14 protein-coding genes and 1 pseudogene are annotated in these 20088 nt (G+C 63.1%); 10 read left to right on the top strand and 5 right to left on the bottom strand.

Translation table 11 applies throughout. The annotated features are described in order from the left end of the window. Positions 1-25: 25 nt before the first annotated feature. Entirely contained in the window at positions 26-754 is a 729-nt protein-coding gene (locus tag KZX46_RS02340; protein ID WP_219774241.1) for a FadR/GntR family transcriptional regulator, read from the bottom strand. A 220-nt stretch (positions 755-974) separates the two neighbouring features. Here KZX46_RS02340 and KZX46_RS02335 point away from each other — a divergent pair, with 220 nt between their 5' ends. The 5 genes from KZX46_RS02335 (at position 975) to KZX46_RS02315 (ending at position 7057) form a co-directional block, all read left to right on the top strand. Continuing rightward, entirely contained in the window at positions 975-2510 is a 1536-nt protein-coding gene (locus KZX46_RS02335; RefSeq protein WP_219774240.1) for an aldehyde dehydrogenase (NADP(+)), read from the top strand. A gap of 4 nt (positions 2511-2514) precedes the next feature. After that, positions 2515-3510, top strand: a complete 996-nt coding sequence (gene araD1, locus KZX46_RS02330) for an AraD1 family protein (RefSeq protein ID WP_219773747.1) — start codon at positions 2515-2517, stop codon at positions 3508-3510. Then, on the top strand, positions 3510-4436 hold the full coding sequence (locus tag KZX46_RS02325) for a Gfo/Idh/MocA family protein (protein WP_219774239.1): 927 nt from the start codon (positions 3510-3512) through the stop codon (positions 4434-4436). The genes araD1 and KZX46_RS02325 overlap by 1 nt, the downstream gene beginning before the upstream one ends. Then, positions 4429-6000: an alpha-N-arabinofuranosidase gene (locus KZX46_RS02320; RefSeq protein ID WP_219773746.1), complete on the top strand. Its 1572-nt coding sequence runs from the start codon at positions 4429-4431 to the stop codon at positions 5998-6000. The genes KZX46_RS02325 and KZX46_RS02320 overlap by 8 nt, the downstream gene beginning before the upstream one ends. A gap of 76 nt (positions 6001-6076) precedes the next feature. Beyond that, positions 6077-7057, top strand: coding sequence for an arabinan endo-1,5-alpha-L-arabinosidase (locus KZX46_RS02315; RefSeq protein WP_226895909.1), 981 nt, complete (start codon positions 6077-6079; stop codon positions 7055-7057). Positions 7058-7093: 36 nt separating this feature from the next. Here the strand turns inward: KZX46_RS02315 and KZX46_RS02310 are convergent, their stop codons facing one another. Then, a complete protein-coding gene (locus KZX46_RS02310) occupies positions 7094-8089 on the bottom strand; it encodes an arabinan endo-1,5-alpha-L-arabinosidase (RefSeq protein WP_219773744.1) in 996 nt (331 codons plus the stop codon). Between the two features lie 35 nt (positions 8090-8124). Next, positions 8125-10635, bottom strand: coding sequence for a TonB-dependent receptor (locus KZX46_RS02305; RefSeq protein WP_219773743.1), 2511 nt, complete (start codon positions 10633-10635; stop codon positions 8125-8127). On the opposite strand from KZX46_RS02305, the gene KZX46_RS02300 reads away from it, so the two are divergent. Together KZX46_RS02300 and KZX46_RS02295 are read left to right on the top strand one after the other, a co-directional pair. Beyond that, a complete protein-coding gene (locus tag KZX46_RS02300; protein WP_219773742.1) occupies positions 10613-10924 on the top strand; it encodes a hypothetical protein in 312 nt (103 codons plus the stop codon). The genes KZX46_RS02305 and KZX46_RS02300 overlap by 23 nt on opposite strands. Before the next feature lie 179 nt (positions 10925-11103). Then, the gene (locus KZX46_RS02295; protein WP_219774238.1) at positions 11104-13101 is read left to right on the top strand and encodes a glycogen debranching protein; all 1998 of its coding nucleotides are present in this window, start codon (positions 11104-11106) and stop codon (positions 13099-13101) included. Between the two features lie 395 nt (positions 13102-13496). Here the strand turns inward: KZX46_RS02295 and KZX46_RS02290 are convergent. Further along, positions 13497-14251, bottom strand: a protein-coding gene (locus KZX46_RS02290; RefSeq protein ID WP_219773741.1) for an IS5 family transposase whose coding sequence is annotated in 2 segments (ribosomal slippage) — positions 13497-13918 and positions 13918-14251 — 756 coding nt in all. Because the reading frame shifts where the segments join, the coding sequence is not laid out codon by codon here. 160 nt (positions 14252-14411) lie between these two features. Between KZX46_RS02290 and KZX46_RS02285 the strand changes: the two are divergent. Then, positions 14412-15471 (top strand): annotated as a pseudogene (locus KZX46_RS02285) (IS630 family transposase). Between the two features lie 270 nt (positions 15472-15741). On the opposite strand, the gene KZX46_RS02280 reads toward KZX46_RS02285, so the two are convergent. After that, a complete protein-coding gene (locus KZX46_RS02280; protein WP_226895816.1) occupies positions 15742-16341 on the bottom strand; it encodes a PEP-CTERM sorting domain-containing protein in 600 nt (199 codons plus the stop codon). 443 nt (positions 16342-16784) lie between these two features. Between KZX46_RS02280 and KZX46_RS02275 the strand changes: the two genes are divergently transcribed. Further along, entirely contained in the window at positions 16785-17933 is a 1149-nt protein-coding gene (locus tag KZX46_RS02275; RefSeq protein ID WP_216711522.1) for a GGDEF domain-containing protein, read from the top strand. 1131 nt (positions 17934-19064) lie between these two features. Next, positions 19065-20003, top strand: a complete 939-nt coding sequence (locus tag KZX46_RS02270; protein WP_216711521.1) for a hypothetical protein — start codon at positions 19065-19067, stop codon at positions 20001-20003. Positions 20004-20088 lie beyond the last annotated feature (85 nt).

The following is a 20088-nucleotide window of genomic DNA, read 5'->3' as shown; positions in this document are numbered from 1 at the left end:
AGCACCAACGCGAGTGCCCTGAAGCTTATGGCTCCATAGATTGATTCGTGTCCTCGAGAGCCAGGTCCACAAGCACTCGCATCGCCTCGCTGGCGGCGACCCCGTCTTGCGCTGCGATGGCATCGTAGACGCGGCGGTGGTCAGGAATCGGGTTGCGGGGCAAGGCGCGCGCGCGCTGCTTGAACTGGGTCGTCCAGTTGACCGCCGCGCCAATACTCGAACTTAGCACGATCAGCGCGTCGTTGCGGGTCGCGGCCAGAATGGCGTGGTGGAAGTCGCGGTCGGCGGCGCGTCCCGCCTCGCTCGCGAGCGTATGGCGCGACATTGCGGTCAGCGCGTCCTTCATCGCCTTCAAATCGGCACGGTCACGGCGTTCGGCAGCTAGCGCGCAGGCGGCGGGCTCGACGATGGCACGGAGTTCGAACAGCCCGCGGATGAAATTCAGGTCGGGGTCGCCGATGAAGGCCCACGCCAAGACGTCAGGATCGAGCAAATTCCAGCGGTTGCGCGGCAGCACGCGCGTCCCGGCCTTGGGGCGGCTCTCGACCAGTCCTTTCGCAGTTAGCACCTGAACGGCCTCGCGATAGGCGCTGCGCGACACGTCGAGCTCCTCGGAGAAGGCAACCTCGCCCGAAAGCCGGTCGCCGGGTGCATACGCTCCCGACAGAATAGCGACGCCGAGCTTGTGGGCGATCGCGCCGTGTAGTCGCCGCCCGGTACCACGGGGCTGGCGGCCGTAGCCGCCGCTCGCAATTCCACTGCCGGCGACTGTATCGCCACTGGTCGCATCGCTGCCGACGCCTTCACGGGCTATAGCTTCACTCACTGCATCGACGGTCAATTTCGCCACTTTCCCTCCGCCGCCCCCAATAGTTTGCCAGCCTCGCAGCGCGTTGGCCAAAAGACAATCTTGCCTTGGCCAATGTCTAACCCTATTGTCCGAGTATTCCAAGTAACCGCGATTTAGGGTGGCGATGATGGCCTCGGCGTCTGTTTTTCGTTCGATTGCTGCCGATACCGGTGAAGCCATGGGCGCCGAGTACGCGATCGATGGCCCCGCCGACATCGCTGCTGCCTGCGCCGCCGCCGACGCCGCGTTCGACGCCTACCGCGAGACCGGCACCGCCGAGCGTGCCGCTTTCCTTCGCCGTATCGCCACCGAGATCGAGGCATTGGGCGACGACCTGATCGTCCAGGCGATGCTCGAAAGCGGCCTGCCGCGCGCCCGGCTCGAGGGCGAGCGCGGGCGTACCGTCGGGCAGCTTCGGCTGTTCGCCGGCGTCGTCGAGCGCGGCGGTTGGCTCGGGCTGCGGATCGACCCCGCGCTCCCCGACCGCGCGCCGCTGCCGCGCCCCGACCTGCGCCTCCGCATGATCCCGGTCGGCCCCGTCGCGGTGTTCGGCGCGAGCAACTTCCCGCTCGCCTTCTCGACTGCGGGCGGCGACACCGCGTCGGCACTCGCAAGCGGCTGCACCGTCGTCGTCAAGGGCCACCCGGCGCACCCGGGCACCGGCGCGATGGTCGCGGGCGCGATCCGTGCCGCAGTCGCCGCGTGCGGCCTGCCCGAAGGCGTGTTCGGTCACCTCGTCGGCCCCGGCAACGCGCTCGGGACCGCGCTCGTTCAGGACCCGCGCATCGCCGCGGTCGGCTTCACCGGCTCGCGGACCGGCGGCCTCGCGCTCGTCCGTCTCGCACAGGCCCGCACCGTGCCGATCCCGGTCTATGCCGAGATGAGCAGCGTCAATCCGGTCGTGCTGTTCCCCGCGGCGCTTGCGGCGCGCGGCGCGGCGCTCGGCACCGCGTTCGTCGGTTCACTGACGATGGGCGCGGGGCAGTTCTGCACCAACCCCGGCCTCGTGCTGGCGATCCCCGGACCCGGCCTCGACGCATTCGAGGCGGCGGCGCGGACGGCGATGGCGGCGGCGAGCGCGGCGACGATGCTCACCCCCGGCATCCACGCCGCGTACGAGCAGGGCGTCGCGCACCTGCTCGCCCACGACAATGTCGAGACGCTCGCGCAGGGCGCGGTCGGTGAGGGCGCGAGCCGCGGGCGGGCGGCTCTGTTCGCCACGGGTGCGCCCGACTTCCTGAGCGACGAAAGCCTCGGCCATGAGGTCTTCGGCGCGGCATCGCTCGTCGTCCGCTGTGCCGATGAGGCTGAACTCGCGAAGGTTCTCGCGACGACCGAGGGCCAGCTCACCGCGACGCTGCAGATGGACGCCGACGACGTGCCGATGGCCTCGCGCCTTTTGCCCGTTTTGGAGCGCAAGGCAGGCCGAATCCTCGCCAATGGCTGGCCAACCGGGGTCGAAGTTGCCCACGCGATGGTCCACGGCGGGCCCTTCCCGGCGACCTCCGACGGCCGCACGACGTCGGTCGGCAGCCTCGCGATCGACCGCTTCCTCCGCCCGGTGTGCTACCAGAACCTCGCCGCCGAGCTGCTTCCGGCGGTGTTGCGCGACGACGGCGCGATGGCGTTCCCGCGGCTGATCGACGGCATCGCGGCGTAGACGCATGACGCTGCGCCTCCTCCAGCATCGCAGCGCCAACGGCATCAGGTCGGTGATCGCCGCAACTGACGACGGTGCGGCATTCGTCATCGGCGTCGAAACAGTCCGTGCACTGGCGACGCGGGCAATCGCCGCCGGGGTCGACCTCGCGGCGATGGTCGCGACGTGCGGCACCGGCGCGGCGGTCGATATCGTGGCCGCACTCGTGGCAGGGGAGCTGCTCGCCCCGATCGACCATGACGACCCGGCGCACCTGCTGATGACCGGGACCGGGCTGACGCATCTCGGTTCGGCTGAGGGGCGCGACCAGATGCACCGCGCGGCGGCGGCAGCGGCGACCCAGACCGATTCGATGCGGATGTTCCTCGAAGGCGTCGAGGGCGGCAAGCCCGCGCCCGGCGAGACCGGGCAGCAGCCCGAATGGTTCTTCAAGGGCGACGGCACGACCCTCGTCGGACCGGGCGGGGACCTGACCTCGCCCGCGTTCGCGCAGGACGGCAGCGAGGAGCCCGAGCTTGCCGGCATCTACCTGATCGGCCCCGACGGCACGCCGTTCCGCCTCGGCCTCGCGCTGGCGAACGAGTTCAGCGACCATGTTACCGAGCGGCATAACTATCTATGGCTGGCGCATTCGAAGCTGCGCCCGGCGGCGCTCGGTCCCGAACTCCTCGTCGGCCCGCCCCCTGCCAGCGTTTCGGGTACTAGCCGCATCGTCCGCGACGGCGCGGTTGTGTGGGAAAAGCCGTTCCTCAGCGGCGAGGCGAACATGTCGCACAGCATCGCCAACCTCGAAGCGCACCACTTCAAATACCCATTGTTCCGCCGCCCGGGCGACGTCCACGTCCACTTCTTCGGCACCGCGACATTGTCGTTCGCCGACGGGGTGCGGACGCAGGTGGGCGACGTCTTCGAGATCGAGGCGCCGCCATTCACCCTTCCGCTGCGCAACCGGCTCGCGGTCGCCGAAGCCGACGCTAGCGGTGCGGTCCCGATACTTTGATCACGCCGATCCGCATTGCGATTGTCGGCATGGGCAAGATTGCCCGCGACCAGCATCTGCCCGCGATCGCCGGGAACGGCGACCTGATTGTGACGGCGACGGTTAGCCCGCATCATCCCGGCGAACCCGGAATTCCACATTATAAGACCCTAGAAGCGTTGCTCGCCGACGGTCCGCTGATCGACGCGGTCGCGCTTTGTACTCCGCCGCAGGTGCGCTACGACCTCGCAGCCACGGCGCTCGCAGCAGGGCTGCACGTGTTCCTCGAAAAGCCTCCCGGCGCAACGTTGGCGGAAGTAACGGCGCTCGAGAGAATTGCGGCGACGTCAGGCGTGACGCTGTTCGCCAGCTGGCATTCGCGCTTCGCACCCGGTGTCGAGCCGGCCAAATCGTGGCTCGCCGGACGCGAACTTAAGTCGGTGTCGATCGTCTGGCGCGAAGACGTCAGGGTCTGGCATCCGGGGCAGGCATGGATCTGGGAGGCGGGTGGCCTCGGCGTTTTCGATCCCGGCATCAATGCGCTATCGATCGTCACGCATATCTTGCCGCACCTGATCTTCCTCAAGTCCGCAACGCTGTCGCTGCCCGCCAACCGCGCCGCGCCGATCGCCGCAGACCTCGCCTTTCGCGATATCGCGGGAACCGAGATTACCATGGACCTCGACTGGCGCCAAACTGGTCCGCAGAATTGGGACATCACCGTCGGCACGGATTGCGGCATCTGCAAGCTTTCGTCGGGTGGCGCGGTGCTGACCCTGCCGACCGGTATCCAGCAACTTGAGGAGCGCGAGTATCCGGCGCTATACGAGCGCTTCGCGACGCTGGTCCACGAGCACCGCAGCGAAGTCGATACCGCGCCGCTGCGCCTCGTTGCCGACGCCTTCCTGAGCGGCACGCGCGAAATCGTGGAGGCATTCGATGATTGATGTCAGCGTGAATAGGCTCGCTCTGCGTATCGCGCTTGCGATCACGCTGACGACCCTACGCGGCGCTCCTGCCGCCGCGCAGACCCGCGAAACCGCCGACCTGACCGTACACGCCGACCAGCCCGGTCCAATCTTCAACCGCGAGATCTTCGGGCAGTTCGCTGAACATCTCGGTACCGGGATATATGGCGGGCTGTGGGTCGGGTCGAACTCGAAGATCCCCAACACGCGCGGCTTCCGCAACGACGTCGTCGGCGCCCTACGCGCGCTGCAGGTGCCGGTGATCCGCTGGCCGGGTGGCTGCTTCGCCGATGAGTATCATTGGCGGGAAGGCATTGGTCCCCGCAACAAGCGCCCGGTCAAGATCAACACCCATTGGGGCGGCGTCACCGAGCCGAACACCGTCGGTACCCACGAATTCATGGACCTCGCCGAACAGATCGGTGCCGACGTCTATATCTCGGGCAACGTCGGGAGCGGCACGCCGCAGGAGATGGCCGAGTGGGTCGAGTATATGACCTCCCCCGCCGGGACGCTCGCTGAGGAACGCGCCAAGAACGGCCATAAGGCACCATGGAAGGTGCCGTTCTTTGGCATCGGCAACGAGTTATGGGGCTGCGGCGGCAACATGCGGCCCGAATATGCCGCCGATCTGACGCGGCGCTATGCGACCTTCATCAAGGCCCCTGCGGACACCAAGATCCTGAGGATCGCCAGCGGTGCCAACACCGACGACTATAACTGGACCGCGGTGATGGCACGCGAGACCGCCAAGCAAGTCGACGGCGTATCACTGCACTATTACACGATCCCCGGCCATTGGCCGCCGCGCGCATCCGCCACTCAGTTTGACGAGGCCGGCTGGGCCGAGACGCTGTCCGAGACCGGGCGGATGGACGAGCTTATTACCAGGCACGCGGCGGAGATGGACAAGGTCGATCCCCAAAAGAAGACGTGGCTGGCTGTCGACGAGTGGGGAACCTGGTATTCGGGCGAGCCGGGGACCAACCCGGGCTTCCTGCAACAGCAGAACACGCTGCGCGATGCGCTGGTCGCAGCGATCAACATCAACATCTTCGCTCGCCATGCCGACCGCGTGAGAATGGCCGCGATCGCGCAAATGGTGAACGTCCTGCAGGCAATGATCCTGACCAAGGACGACAAAATGGTGCTGACCCCAACCTATTATGTTTTCGCCATGTACCAACCGTGGATGGGCGCGACGGTGCTACCGATTGAGCTTAAGTCACCGTGGTACGGCAAGGATAAGTGGACGATGGCGGCGGTCAGTGCTTCAGCAGTGCGGGACACGAACGGCAAGATTCATGTCGGGCTGGCGAATCTCGACCCGAACAAAGAGGTGACGGTTACGGCAACGATTGCCGGTGCGGCCGCGACCGGCGTCGGGGGGCAGGTCCTGACTTCGCCTGCGATGAACGCGCTCAATAGTGTCGAGCAGCCGGCGGCGGTCAAACCGGTCGCTTTCGATGGTGCTCGATTGGCGAACGGCATGTTGACCGTGAAGCTGCCGCCAAAGTCGGTGGTGATGCTCGACCTGCGCTGACTTAACCTCAGGCAGACGATAATTAGGGAGAGTCCGCTTGCCGAACCGCAACTTCGTCCGGGGCGCGCTTGCCGCCCTGCTGCTGGTCGGGACCGGCAGTGCGTCTACACAGATAAAGCTCAACGACCGACTGACTGGCGACCTCGTACCGACGCACGACCCGGTGCTGATCCGAGAGGGCGGCACCTACTACGTATTCGGCACCGGGACTGCGGGCCAAGACCTTTCGTCGAAGACCTCGCCCAACCTGGTCAACTGGACTGCGCAGGCCCCGCTGTTCACGAAACTCCCCGATTGGGCGCTCGCGGCGGTACCCGGCACCAAGGAGATGTGGGCTCCGGATATCTCGTTCTGGGGTGGCCGCTACCACCTGTACTATGCGGTTTCGACCTTCGGCTCGAACCGCTCGGCGATCGGCCTGTTTACCAGTCCGACCCTCGATCCCAAGGCCCCCGGCTACGGCTGGAAGGACGAGGGCATGGTCCTAATGTCGAAGGAAAGCGACGACTTCAACGCGATCGACCCGAACCATGTTATCGATCGTCAGGGCAAACACTGGCTGGCACTTGGCAGCTTCTGGACGGGCATCAAGCTGTTCGCGCTCGACCCCAAGACTGGCAAGCCGCGCGATCCCGCCACCAAGCCTTTCTCGATTGCCCGCCGCCACGCGCCTGCCGACGCCCCTGCCCCGGTCGAGGCGCCGTTCATAATCGACCATGGCGGCTATTATTTCCTGTTCGCCTCGTACGATTACTGCTGCAAAGGCGTGAACAGCACCTATTACACCGTCGTCGGCCGCTCGAGGGATATCCGCGGGCCGTATGTCGGCAAGGACGGCAGCAAGCTGATCGACGGCGAGGGCACGATCTTCCTTCGCGCCGATCTGCAGGAGAAGGAGCGCTTCCGCGGTCCCGGTCACCCGGGGTTCCTGCACGATGCCGACGGCACGGACTATGTCGTCTATCACGCCTACGATAAGCAGAACCACGGCGCGCCAACGCTGCGCATTGCGCCCCTGAACTGGGGTGCGGATGGTTGGCCGGTCGCGGACTACTAGGACGGCTGGGTCATACGCTTTAAAGCGCGCGAACCCTCAGCGCGGTGCGGGCCAGCCGTCTGCAGTCCATCCGATCGGTGTCACCTGCAGTGTCGGAATGCCCTTGTTCTGGGCGTCGTAGGCGTGGTGCACGATGTACCATTTGTCACCGTCGTGGAGGACGGTACCGCCACCCGGGCCCTTCCAGCGCTTGGTCTTGTCGAGGTCGCCGTGGAGGACGATCTGCGCAAACCCGTCGAGCATCGGCTTGCCAACGTAGTCGACATATGGCCCAGTGACCGCCTTCGACCGCCCGACGGCGGTGTAATAGGTACTCGCCGCACCTTTGCAGCAGAAATCGAACGAGGCAAACAGATAGTAATAGTCGCCGCGGTGAACGAGGTAGGGTGCCTCGATCGCGTCAGGCCGGCCCCGGCGGGCGAGCGCGTGGACGGCCGGGTCGGTGGTCGAGGCCTTGCCGGTCGCGGGATCGATGCGGACTAGCTTGATGCCGGTCCAGAAGCTGCCGAAAACCATCCACTGGCTGCCGTCCGTATCGACGAACAGCGCCGGATCGATGGCGTTATAGTCGTCCTTGCGGTCGGACGAGACGACGATGCCCTGATCCTTCCAGCCGTAACCGGGAGCTGTCGGGTCAAGCGTCGTTGCGGTCGCCAGCCCGATCGCCGAACGATTGCTGCCGAACGTCGAGGCGCTGTAATACAACCGATAAGTGGCACCAATCTGCGAAATATCGGGAGCCCATAGCCCTTTTACGCCGCGGATTTGCTCGGTTGCCCACGACGGGATCGCGTCGAAGACCTTGCCGCTCAAAGTCCAGTTGACGAGGTCCTTCGACGACCGGATCGGGATCACCCCGGTTGCGTCGGCGGCCTGTCCCGTCGAGAAGACGTAATAGGTATCGCCGGCCTTGATGATCGCTGGATCGTGGACGGGGGTGACGTTGCCCAGCATTTCGGGCTCGGCAGCAAAAGCGGCGCACGCAATGAGGCTGCTTGCCATCATCGCCCAAAGGCCAATCTTCGAAGTCATATCAGGCTCCGTTCGCCCCCGCCTTAGTCCCCCGACTAGAAACGAACGCGAACGCCCGCGCCGAAGGTACGGTCGTATTGACGCGTATCGCGCGGCTCGTATGACGTCGTCCCGAAGTTATCGTGGTAGGTTTCCTTGAGCAGGTTGGTCGCATCGACGGTAAGCGTAATCGCCTCGGTGACCGCATAGCTCGCCGAGAAGTCGAGATACTTGAGCGGGGATACGACGATCCGGCCACCGGCGTAGGAAGTCGAGTAGCTATCAACGTACTTCGAACGCCAATTGTACGCGAGCCGCGCAGAGAAACCGTACTTCTCGTAGATCGCGACGAGGTTATAGCTGTACTTCGATGTCGAGGTGATCGCCTGGTCGCCGCCAGAGGCGCCGGTTGCAGTCGGTGGTGCCGCGACCTTGCCGTCGGCAAGGGTGAAATTCGCCTGCGCACCAAAGCCGGCGAGCGGACCTGGAAGGAAGTCAAAGAACTGCTGATAGCCAGCTTCGATGCCCTTCAGCGTTCCCTTGCCGGCGTTGCGCGGACGCGCGACCAGGTATGTCTGCGGCAGACCTACTGAATTGTTGAAGGTCTCCTCCGACGCGTAGGTCTGGATGTAGTTGTCGAGGCGCTTGTAGAAACCGCCGACCGTAATCGAGCCGGTGTTCGAGAAGTACCATTCGAGCGTCAAGTCGAGGTTGTTCGACTTGACCGGGCTGAGGTTGGCATTACCGCCGCTGCCGCTGCCGAATGCGCCGCCGGTTATCCCGAGCTGGGTCAGGCTGGTCGCCGGGTTGAGCTGCGCGAACTGCGGACGTAGGATTGACTTGCCAGCGACGACACGCCCAACGACGTTGTCGAGCAATTGCGCCTTGAGCGTGAAACTCGGGAGCAGATCGAGGTCGTTGCGATGGCCGTTGATTGGCGACAAGCTCGTCGCGCCGGTGTTGTCGGTGTTGACCTGAACCGCCTGCAGCCCGGTAACGGTGTTAACGGCGCGAACGCCGAAGACGCCCGAGATCGGTACCGAGCCAACGTCGAAGCCATAGCCGACTTCGCCGTAGACCGCATAGACGCGCTCCTTCAGGCTGAACGACTGGGCTGGATCGAATGCGTGGCCGGTAAGCGGCAGGCCGGCGATGGTCCGCAGCTCGCCGATATTGTTACGGATGAAGCTGCTGCTGGCGAGCGCGAAGTCATCAACGCCGAGCCGTCCGTCGATGATGCTGTTCGCGGAGTTCTTCGAAAAACCGGGAAATTGCGAGCCGGGCAGGAAGCCGAGCGGGAAACCGGTGCCGTTGGTGCCGGCCGAATTACCGCTACGGTCCGAATAGCGCGCGCCGACCTTGAAGTTGCGCAGGAACCCGGATCCGATGTCATAATTTACATCGCCGCGCCAGGCGTAATGCTTGCTCGTCGCCTCGTTTGCATTATCGAATAATGTGTTGAGGTTGAGCACCGCCGGATTGGTGTAGTCGAAACCGTTGAAGTTGAGGCTGGGCGTCCGTCCAGCGTTGAAGTTGTAATTGATCTGCGGAACGACATAAGCGGTGTCGAGGACGAATTGCTGGCTCAGAACTTTGCTGTAATCATACGTAAATTCGGTCGACACAGTCGCTGCACCAAGGTGCCAGCGAGCGCCGACGTTGCCCTGATAACCGTCTGTCTTCTGCTTGAAGGTCTGCTCGCTGCTGATCGTAAAATTGTTGCGCGTAGTGATCGTCGAGGCGACGCCGACACCGGTTTCCGACCCAACCGAGCCCGGCTGTGCCGTCGTCGAGACAACGTCGCCGGCCTTCGGCAGCCCAACGAAGAAGTCAGTGTCGAAGTCGTTCCGGTAGCCGGTGAACAGGCCGTCGGCATAGATCTCGAGGTTCGGGGTCGGCTTCCACTGCAGCGAGACATTGCCGCCGATGCGCTTGCGGTCGCCATCGGTGACTTGTCCGCCGACGGTATCGGGAATCAGCAACGGGACGTTGCCAGTGGCTGCACTGGTTAACGTGTTAAATCCGAAGTTGAAGGCAGTCTGATCCTCATACTTTCGGCGATTGTACGACGCGCCGATGAGCACGCCGAACTCCTGGCCGCTTTTGCTCGTCCAATGGTTGCTGACGAGGCCGCTTCCAATGTAGCTCCACTTCTTGGCCTGGTCGCCATAGATGGCGCGCCCGCCGCCGGCGACCTGCAAACCCGGCAGGTCGAACGGACGGCGTAAGCGGATGTCGATCGAGCCAGCGATGGCGCCCTCGATCTGGTCCGGGGTGCTGGTCTTGTAGACGTCGACGCCCGCAACCAGTTCGGCGGGAATATCCTGTAGGGCGACGCCGCGACCGGTGCCGGTGAAGATTTCCCGGCCGTTTATGTAGGATTCGATGTCGGGCAACCCGCGCAGCTGGACCGAAGTCGCCTCGCCGCTGGCACGCGTCACCTGGATGCCGGTGACGCGCTGGAGGGCGTCGGACACCGTATTATCAGGTAACTTGCCGATGTCTTCGGCCGCGATCGAGTCGACGACCTGAGTGGAATTGCGCTTGATCGCCTGTGCGGTCTTCAAACTGGCACGGACACCGGTGACGATAATATCATCGTCTCCGGATGCGGCAGAAGCGGTCGAGTCAGTGCGCCCACTGGTGGCGCCGGGAGCATCGCTGACCGATGTCGAGGGGGCCGTATCGGTGGTGCTTCCAGTGGTTTGGGCGACGGCAGAGGTAGCGGCCGTGGCGACGACCACTATCGCCAAGGTCGAAACGGACCTCATGAGCCGGTTGTCGATCATTCAAAATCTCCCCATGGCCGCGCCACCGTTCAACCGGCTTGCACGCTATTACTTAGACAGGAGCTAGAACGCACAAGGGGCAAGAACAAGTAGAAAGTCATAACTACTCGGACAAGAAATTGATGGGTGATGTTAATTTATCACGCTATGCTAAGGCGGAATGCCGAAAGCGGCACGCGGGAGGTGAGCAGATTGACGCGCGCGGAAACTCTAACGATCGGGATCCGCACCACAATCTTGGCCGTGATGACGCTGTTCGCGATCGCCGCGGCACCCTTCAGCCAGTCGTCCCCGAGACTAGACGAGGAATCGGTGCTGATCGCCCACTTTGGCAACGATGCCGCGTGGTACCGCGGCAACATTCCGCTTTTCGCCTCGTCCGACACCACGCTTGATTCGGTATATTACTACCGCTGGGCGGTGTACCGCGCGCACCAGCGCGATCTGGGAGCCATTGGCTTTATCACCACTGAGTTCCTCGACGATGTTGGCTGGCAACGCGAGCCGTATGCCAGCCTCAACGATGCTTCGGGCTTTCACATCTACGAGGGTCGGTGGCTGCGCAACCGGCGGTATGCCGACGACTATATCGACTTCCTTTATGAGCGCGGCGGCAACGACCGCCACTTCAGCGAGGCAATCGCCGACGCGACCTACGCGCGCTTTCTCGTTGACGGCGACCTTGCCGGTGCCGCCAGTCACCTCACTGTGATGCGCCAGACCTATGCATTGTGGGACGAACGCTTCGACTTTGCTCGGCAGCTTTATTGGATCGAGCCACTGCTTGACGCCACCGAATATACTATTGCCTCGATCGACGCCTCGGGCGGACTCGACGGCTTTACTGGAGGCCAAGCGTTCCGGCCCTCGATCAATTCCTATATGTTCGCCAATGCACGGGCCATCTCGCAGCTGTCGGCTCTTGCGGGCGATCAAGCGACCGCCGCCGAGTTTGCAGCCCGCGCGGCCAGCCTGCGGATACATGTCGAGGCATCGCTTTGGAGTCCAGCTCTCGACCACTTCATCGACCGTTATAAGGTCGACAACGACACAGTCCACGAATGGAATCCCATCCGCGGCCGCGAACTCGTCGGTTACCTGCCGTGGACCTTCGGGCTACCGGCGGACGAGGCGCGCTTCGGCGCGGCGTGGCATCACCTGTCGCCATCCGAGCTTGGTGCACCGTTCGGGCTTCGCACGGTCGAGCCAAGCTACGAATATTACATGCACCAGTATCGGTACGACAAGCTGACGGGGTTGCGCGAATGCCAGTGGAACGGTCCGGTCTGGCCGTTCCAGACGACACAGCTGCTGCTCGCCATGGGCAACTTGATCCGTGACTATCGACAGCACGGGGTTACCCGGTCGGACTATTTACGACTGCTGCGCCAGTATGCGCGGCTACATTTTCAAGGCGACCGCCTCGACATCGAGGAGGACTACGACCCAGCCACCGGTAAGCCGATCGTCGGGCTGGCGCGTAGCCACCATTATTTTCACTCGGGCTTCGAAGACCTTATCTTGGGCGGGGTAGTAGGGATCCGGCCGCGCGAGGACGATGTGCTGGAGATCGACCCGCTTGCGTCGGATGATGCCAGCGACCTTGCACCGATGAGCTGGTTCATCGCGCAGGACGTGCCGTATCACGGGCATCTGGTGACGGTGGCCTACGACCGAGGCGGCAAGCACTTCGGTGGTACGGTCGGACTGGCGGTATATGTCGACGGCGCACTGGAGGCATCGACACCGCGGCTGGCGCGGATCGCCATTCCGTTGACGCGCCGCGCGCCCGTTTTGATCGCACGACCCGTCGATCTCGCAGTCGAACTGATCCGAGGCCAGTTCCCAAAGCCAAGTGTGTCGAACGAGGCCTCCCCGAAGATGGTGCACGATGCGGTCGACGGTCGCGTGATGTTCTTCCGAGAGAGTCCGAACGGCTGGGAGGTGGAAGCCGGAACAACGGAAGCGTGGTTCGCGGTCGACCTCGGGCGGGTTATGGCGGTCGGATCGGCGGAACTCGCATTCTTTGTCGACGACAGGCGGTTTGCGGCTCCGGCGAGCTATCGTCTCGAATTCTGGCGGGGCGGCGCGTGGCGGGCGATCCCGCTCATCGCAGGGACAACGCCCCTTGCGAACGGCGTAACTTCGATCCGCTGGCCGGCGCTCCAGACTAGCCAAGTGCGCGTCGTGCTTCGCCCGCAGTCGGGCAAGCAGGTCCGGTTGGTCGAGTTAAAGCTGTTTTAATATTCTGGACCTCTTCGCCCTCATCACCAGCCGCGCCGCACGCGTATCTTCGAGCAATTGCGCGGTTCGCAAGCTGCAAGGCTAGACTTGACTTGAGCGGGCAACTGACGACTCGTCAGCGCTATGAACTTGGGAGTATCCAATTATTCGGTGGAGAAAACTTCGTGTAACATTGACTAATAAGGGCCGGTGGCTGCCTGTCGGCTTCTTGGCATGGGACGCGGAATGACTGCCATTCGAAGAGCCGCGGATCGGCGCCGGCTCCCGCCCCGATTACAGAAATTGGCGAACAGAGTATAACGGTGTCATGCTTACGTTCGCTGCCGCTGTCGTTGCCCTCGCTCCCCTTGCGGAAAAGCCAAGTCCGAAATTATACTAGGCTCAGGACTCATTGATCACAGCCAGAAGATGACGGTGGCGGCGATTGCGATTGCCGAGAAGAAGGTGTGGGCACAGCGGTCGTAGCGGGTGTGGATGCGCCGCCAGTCCTTGAGCCTGCCGAACATGTTCTCGATGCGGTGCCGCTGGCGGTAGAGGGCGCGGTCGTGGGGGATCGCGATTTTGCGGTTGGCCTTTGACGGGATGCAGGGAGCGATGCCCTTGGCGATCAGTGCATCACGGAACCAGTCGGCGTCATAGCCCCGGTCGCCGAGCATCGCCTTGGCTTTCGGCAGGGCGTCGAGCATCAGCGCTGCGCCCTTGTAGTCGCTGGTCTGCCCTTCGGTGAGCAGCATGACCAGCGGCCGGCCCTGGCCGTCGCAGACCGCGTGCAGCTTCGAGTTCAGGCCGCCCTTAGTCCGTCCGATACATCGGGGAAGAGCCCCTTTTTGAGGAGGCTGGCAGCGGTGCGGTGCGCCTTCAGGTGGGTCGCGTCGATCATCAACTGGTCAGGCTTGCCGCCTTTGGCCGCCAGCGCTGCAAAGATGCGGTTGAACACGCCGAGCCGGCTCCAGCGGATGAAGCGGTTGTAGACCGTCTTGGGCGGACCGTAGTCCGCAGGCGCATCCCGCCAGCGCAAGCCGTTCCTGATCACGAAGATGATCCCGCTGATGACCCGGCGGTCATCGACCCGCGGCACCCCGTGCGACAACGGAAAATGTGGCTCGATCCGACGCATCTGCGCCTCGGACAACCAAATCAGATCACTCATCACGACGCCTCCTCAGCGCCGCCATTGAATCAACCGATCACCGTCTCCGCAAGCACTTTAATAGGTCCTGAGCCTAGATCCCTTTGTCTCTGACTCAACGCGGGGGATCCCCAAGCAGGGCAAGATTTGATTCAACATCGCATGCAGTGGGAGGTTTGCGGTGGCATCGGCGGTTGGGCTTCGGGACGACTTTGACGGGGCTGGTCTTCGGCGGCAGGCGCGACTGAGCGGATACGCGAACGAGGTTCCGCGGTTGCTGGCGCTGGCGGTGATTTACGATGGCGGTGCGCGGCAAGAAGCGGCGCGAGTCGGTGGTGCTGGTCTGCAGTCGGTTCGGGATTGGGTTTGCGGTTCAATGCCCCAGTCCCTGATGGCTTGCTGGATGGCAAGGCGCGTGGTCCGCGCCCGGTACTTGCTCCCGAGCATAAGCAGGCGCTAAGTGCGATCATCGAGCAAGGCCCGATCCCGGCCTCGCATGGGGTCGTGCGCTGGCGGATCGTCGGCCTGATCCAGTGGCTGTTCGACGACTATGGCGTGTCGGTGAGCAAGCAGACCCTGAGCCGTGATCTGCGCGCCATGGGCTACCGCAAGCTGACGGCCCGGCTCCGGCATCATGCGCAAGGGGCCGATGCCATCGACGTTTTTAAAAAGACTTCCCCGCCCAGCTGGCAGCGATCGAAGCGACGCTCCCAGTCGGCACACTTATAGAACTATGGTGGCAAGACGAGGCCCGGGTCGGCCAGAAGAATGGCATCACGCGCCGGTGGGCCAAGCGCGGGACCCGGCCATCGGCGCCCAAGGACCAGCACACCACGTCGGCGTATATCTACGGCGCGATCTGCCCGGCCGAGGGCAAAGGCGCCGGTCTGGTCCTGCCACGCTGCATTATTGAGGGGATGACGCTGCATCTCGCGGAGATAGCGGCCGCCGTGTCATGCGGCGCCCATGCCGTGCTTCTCCTCGATCAGGCGGGCTGGCACGGCTCAAGGGCGCTGGTCATTCCGGCCAATATCACCCTCTTGCCGCTCCCGCCAAAATGCCCCAAGCTCAACCCGGTCGAAAACGTTTGGCAGTTTATGCGCGACAACTGGCTGTCGAACTGCATCTTCAAATCCTACGATGACATCCTCGATCATTGTTGCTTCGCTTGGAACTGTCTCACCGATCAGCCATGGCAGATCATGTCGCTCGGACTGCGGACGTGGGCGCATGCGTTCTGATCGAAGAGTCTTGGTATTACTCGCCGCGGCCACGGTGCTGGGGCGGCATCGGAGCCGATTGCAACCTGTCAGCTTTCGGGCATCGAACGCGGCATAGCTGCCGTTCGACAAGTCGCGGATCCGAGGGTGGCTGCGGCCCCAGGGTCGGAAACACAGGTGAGCATTTCGCGCCACCGAAAGTAGCTGTTCGTTCAGCGCAATGCCCGTCGATGCGCCGGCCGCACCCAAGGAGCCGCGAGCGCGGCTCCTTGGGTGCGGTTGATCCGCGGGTCAGGCGACCACGGTGTGCAGCGCGCGGCGGCGCGCGGCGATTCCGACCATCCCGAAGCCCGCGATCATGAGGATCCACGTCGATGCGTCGGGCACTGCAGCGATCGTGATGTTGTCGAGATAGCCGCCGAGTGAGTCCGATGTACCGGTCGCTGCGAAGGTCAGCGCGCCGCCGGTCGTGGCGAACTTGACGCTGCGAAGCGTCCACATCGTGTCGCTGCCGCCGGTGCCAGTCACAGTGTCGAGGGCGGTCGAGCCGATCGACAGCGTGATCCCGTTCGAGGCAGCGCCAATGGCCGGGCGCGGCGAGTAGTAATAGCTGACGAGATAAGTCCCCTCACTGAGAGTATGGAACATCGAGCTGTTGGCGAAGGTATCGAGCTCGACGAGGTTCGGGCTTGAGAACGGCGCTCCGGCAGCATGGTTCTGGATTTCGATGCCGTTTGTCGTGCTTGTCCAACCCTCGATCGACGACACGGTCGTGTAGCTGCCGGTGCTAAGCGCGAGCGAGTCAAAGTTTGACGTGAGAATGACGGTGGCGTCAGCCACTGTGGCAGTGCCTAGAGCAAGCACGCCGGCAATCAGGGACTTTAGGCTCATCGTGTCTCTCCAGAACCATCATTGGCTCTCGGGGGGCAGAGCAAGCTCCGTGCCAATTGCGGCCGCGAGCCCTAAACATCATCGTAAAGAAAACAAGTTGAAGAATAACAGGCGGTTAATCCAGAGACATTAGTTGGGGAAGCGGCAATCGCATTGATTTGTCATCATACTGTCGGATTTCTTTACACCTTTACCGTACTAATGAATCGCAAACGCAGGCTGCCGCGCTCTGGCGCCTGCGAGGCCCGGTGCTTCGGGCCATATTTCGCGTCGGCCTGGGGATCCCAGCGGGCCTGACGTCATTTATCCCGCGCAGTTAGCCAGTCTGGGCAGATGCCTCCAGTCCGCGCTCGAGATCGAATGGCATTGTTGGCACAGGGTGCCCTTCACACGATATTAGCTTCTGTGCGTGAGTATTGTCCGTCAACGCATTGGTATTCCTCGTGGCCACATTTAAATTCAGGCTGCCCGACGACACGTATATCGATCTCGTGCGCAGTCTGTTTCTGACGCTCGTGCCGACGACGATCATGGCGGTATCCTTTCTGACGATCGGCGCGCTGGTCGTGTTTCAGACCGGCAGCACGGTGCTGGCGTCGCTGGTGTCACTTGGCACCTTGGCGGCTCTGGCTCGGATCGCGGTGCTTTTGCGTTACCGCCGCCAATTGGCCGACGCGCGTCTGACGACCGACCGCGCCCGGGCACTCGAGCGGCGCTTCGGCGGCGCTTACCTCGCTTTTGCCGGGATATTCGGCGCATTCTGCGCCGCCGCACTGATGGCCGGTCCGGGATCATCGAATGCAGCGATCATCGGCCTCCTGTTCGGCTACGGGGCCGGAGTCGCCGCGGGCGTGTCACTGCGACCGTGGATCAGTGTTCCCAGCCTACTTGTCGCCACGGTCCCGACCATAATTGTCACGTGGTCGACGCCCGACGCCACGCACGTGGTGCTTGGATTGCTCACCGCGCTCTTCGTCGGTGGTGCAATCCAGTCAATGTCGGCGCGGTACCGGCGCGCGGCCGGAGACATCACCATGCGCCGCTCGTTCTCGCTGCTCGCGCGCCGCGATCACCTGACCGGTCTACCCAACCGGCTGTCGCTCCGCGAGCGCTACGACGAATTCGTGCACGCGGCCGGGGGTGCCGATATCATCGCCGTTCATTGTCTCGATCTCGACCGCTTCAAGCCGGTCAACGATTGCTTCGGCCATCCGGTTGGCGACGCCTTGCTAAAGGCCGTCGCCGATCGCCTGCTCGGCAGTATCGGCGAGTGTGATTTTGCCGCACGGATCGGCGGCGACGAATTCGTCATCGTGCAGACCGAGGCAAAGAACGCAGACGAGGTCAAGGCGCTGGCGACGCGCGTCGCTAAAGCAATCGCCGAACCGTTCTGCATCGCGGGCCATACCGTCCAGATCGCGACGAGCATCGGCTACGTGCTGTCATCGACGCACGGATCCGATCTCAGCCAACTTGTCGCCAGCGCCGATCAGGCGCTTTGCGCCGTCAAGGCGCGGGGCGGCGGAATCAAACAGTGTGACGCAATCGTGGATAGCACCGCGTATGATTCTGAGGTGCGGATAGCAGCTTGAGATAAAAAGCTTGTCGAGCACCGCTCCGGGGTTGATGATGCTGAAGCTGACTTTCGCCCTATTATTTAATCTTGCCACCAGTCGGCCTGTTCGTGCGCAGGCACAACGATAATTTCCGTGATGCTTCCAGATGTCTGGACGACACCCCCGGATTTAGAAATTCGGCAAATCCTTCTGGATCGCATCGACGTCCAGCATCATGGTCTGGGCATCGTGGTAGGCGAGGTTGACGAACACGGTCGCCGGATAATCACTTATGGTGCCTCGGCTCAAGATAAGCCTCAAACCCTCGACGGTGACACGGTGTTTGAGATCGGGTCGATGACCTAGGTCTTCACATCCCTCCTTCTGACCGAGATGATTCAAGATGGGGATATTGCTCTGACCAATCCGGCCTCGAGGTACCTGCCAACCGTCGTCAGATTGCCGAAACGGGGTAGCGTCCCGCAACGTACCACCCAGCGGCCAAATATGCAGTCGTGATAGCTAGCTCCCACCAAGGACCAATTTGGGCCGGCGCAAGACTGCCGCAAATTATTGCGTAAAGGACCAGGATGGCGTACACGATAAGGTTGTACGATTTCATCTTTGCCGATCACCTCATATCGTTTCACGGCTATCCATCATCCGCCGAGCGGCAACGAAAAATGGCCAGATTTCTCAGCGTCCTATCGAAACGACAAGCCATCGTCGGTGCTGGTGTGTAGGGAATAACACCGTCATCACAGTGGTCCCATGTCCTTGCCATTACGCCGCACCCCTCGCTCGATGGCACAAGTCAAATTCTCAACGATAGCCCCGTGTTCGGCCGCTTGTCTTGCGCTGCTGATCGTCGCTGCAGCCCCTGCTCCGACTGATCTGCGGCCGGATCCCGATGCGTGCCAACTACTGAGCAACCTCGACCTCGAGCCGCTGCTGTTTGCCGGTACCGGCGGAGTGCTGGACAGCTGGAGCAACTACCCCGCGGCGGGCATGTCGACCTGCCGGTGGGAAGCGCGACCAAAGGGCCGGTCGGCTGACGCGCCGCCACGATTCGCGACGCTTTCGTTCTATCATCTTGCCGATCGACAGACTGCGCAGGGTCAGCTCGATCGACAGCCGCACAGCGGCGACACCGGCGCTTCGACCGCGATGACGAGCGGCGGCGACGATGCGTTGATCAGGTCGAGCGCTTTGGTGATCGTCGCCCGGCATGACGCAGACCTGGCGGTGATCGATGCCCGTGGGGCTGAACTCTCCAACCCAGGGCAACTCGAGGCACGCTACTTGCTCGATGCGCTCGCACTCAAGGCGGCAGGGGCGACGGTAAACTCGCCGCCTTGGGTAGCGCCCGGGACCACGGCAAAATGGGTGTCGCTCGACGAGCGGGCATCCGCTCTGAACCCGGACATCGGTTGGCAGCCACCAGCGAATCCGTCGGCAAGCGCATCGCCTCTGACCGACTTGCTGCTACACTTGACGCTACTGATTTTGCGCCACGGCTTCTTCATGCTCTTCGCCGGCATATTCGGTCCGATCGCAGTCGGAGTAATACTCACTCGCACTAACGGTAGCGTGCGTTCGCAACCAAACCGCATCGCACTGGGATTGCCGGTGGTCGCCGCGCTCGTCGCCAACCTGGTGTTCGGCACCGCATTGGCTAACCGCCTGCTGCATCGGTTCGGGACGGTAGCCGCGGCGACGGTCACCGGCAGCTATGCGACGAGCACCCAATATAATAGCCATGACGTGGTCGGCTATCACGTCATGCTTCGGGGCTCCGACGGGCGAACGGCCGCGACGAGCTTCGAAGACGACGACTTCAACGTTTACCCACCCCACAACGCCACGAGTTACCCAGGACCCGGCGACGTGTTCACCGTTCGCTACCTCCCGGGGTTCTCAAGCGACTTTACGATCCTCTCCGACGACAATAGCCCATGGGCGCAGGCGCGGCGTTGTCGCTCGCTGACCGACGCAGTCACGCAGGCTGCCCAGCGCTCCGTGTTTTCCCTGGCCGCCGAGGACCACGTCGCATGGCAAATGGCGAGCCGCTCGGCGGCCGCGGCAGGATGTGCGATCAGCGGTTGACGCAGATATTGCGCTACAACCGCATCTCGAGCTTGCGGTAGACATGCGGCCGTTAACGGACTGACCGCTTCCCGCAACGGACCTG

This window comes from Polymorphobacter sp. PAMC 29334 (assembly GCF_019431245.1).
In the GTDB taxonomy this organism is placed as follows: Bacteria; Pseudomonadota; Alphaproteobacteria; order Sphingomonadales; family Sphingomonadaceae; genus Polymorphobacter_B; species Polymorphobacter_B megasporae.
Note: the sequence above shows the minus strand (reverse complement) of the source record. Positions and strands in the feature narration are given on the sequence as shown.

Bases quoted from the DNA above. Each gene is read 5' to 3' on its own strand.
- KZX46_RS02335 (WP_219774240.1), top strand. From the start codon at position 975: ATGATGGCCTCGGCGTCTGTTTTTCGTTCGATTGCTGCCGATACCGGT.
- araD1 (WP_219773747.1), top strand. From the start codon at position 2,515: ATGACGCTGCGCCTCCTCCAGCATCGCAGCGCCAACGGCATCAGGTCG.
- KZX46_RS02320 (WP_219773746.1), top strand. From the start codon at position 4,429: ATGATTGATGTCAGCGTGAATAGGCTCGCTCTGCGTATCGCGCTTGCG.
- KZX46_RS02310 (WP_219773744.1), bottom strand. From the start codon at position 8,089: ATGACTTCGAAGATTGGCCTTTGGGCGATGATGGCAAGCAGCCTCATT.
- KZX46_RS02295 (WP_219774238.1), top strand. From the start codon at position 11,104: ATGACGCTGTTCGCGATCGCCGCGGCACCCTTCAGCCAGTCGTCCCCG.
- KZX46_RS02280 (WP_226895816.1), bottom strand. From the start codon at position 16,341: ATGAGCCTAAAGTCCCTGATTGCCGGCGTGCTTGCTCTAGGCACTGCC.
- KZX46_RS02270 (WP_216711521.1), top strand. From the start codon at position 19,065: ATGACGAGCGGCGGCGACGATGCGTTGATCAGGTCGAGCGCTTTGGTG.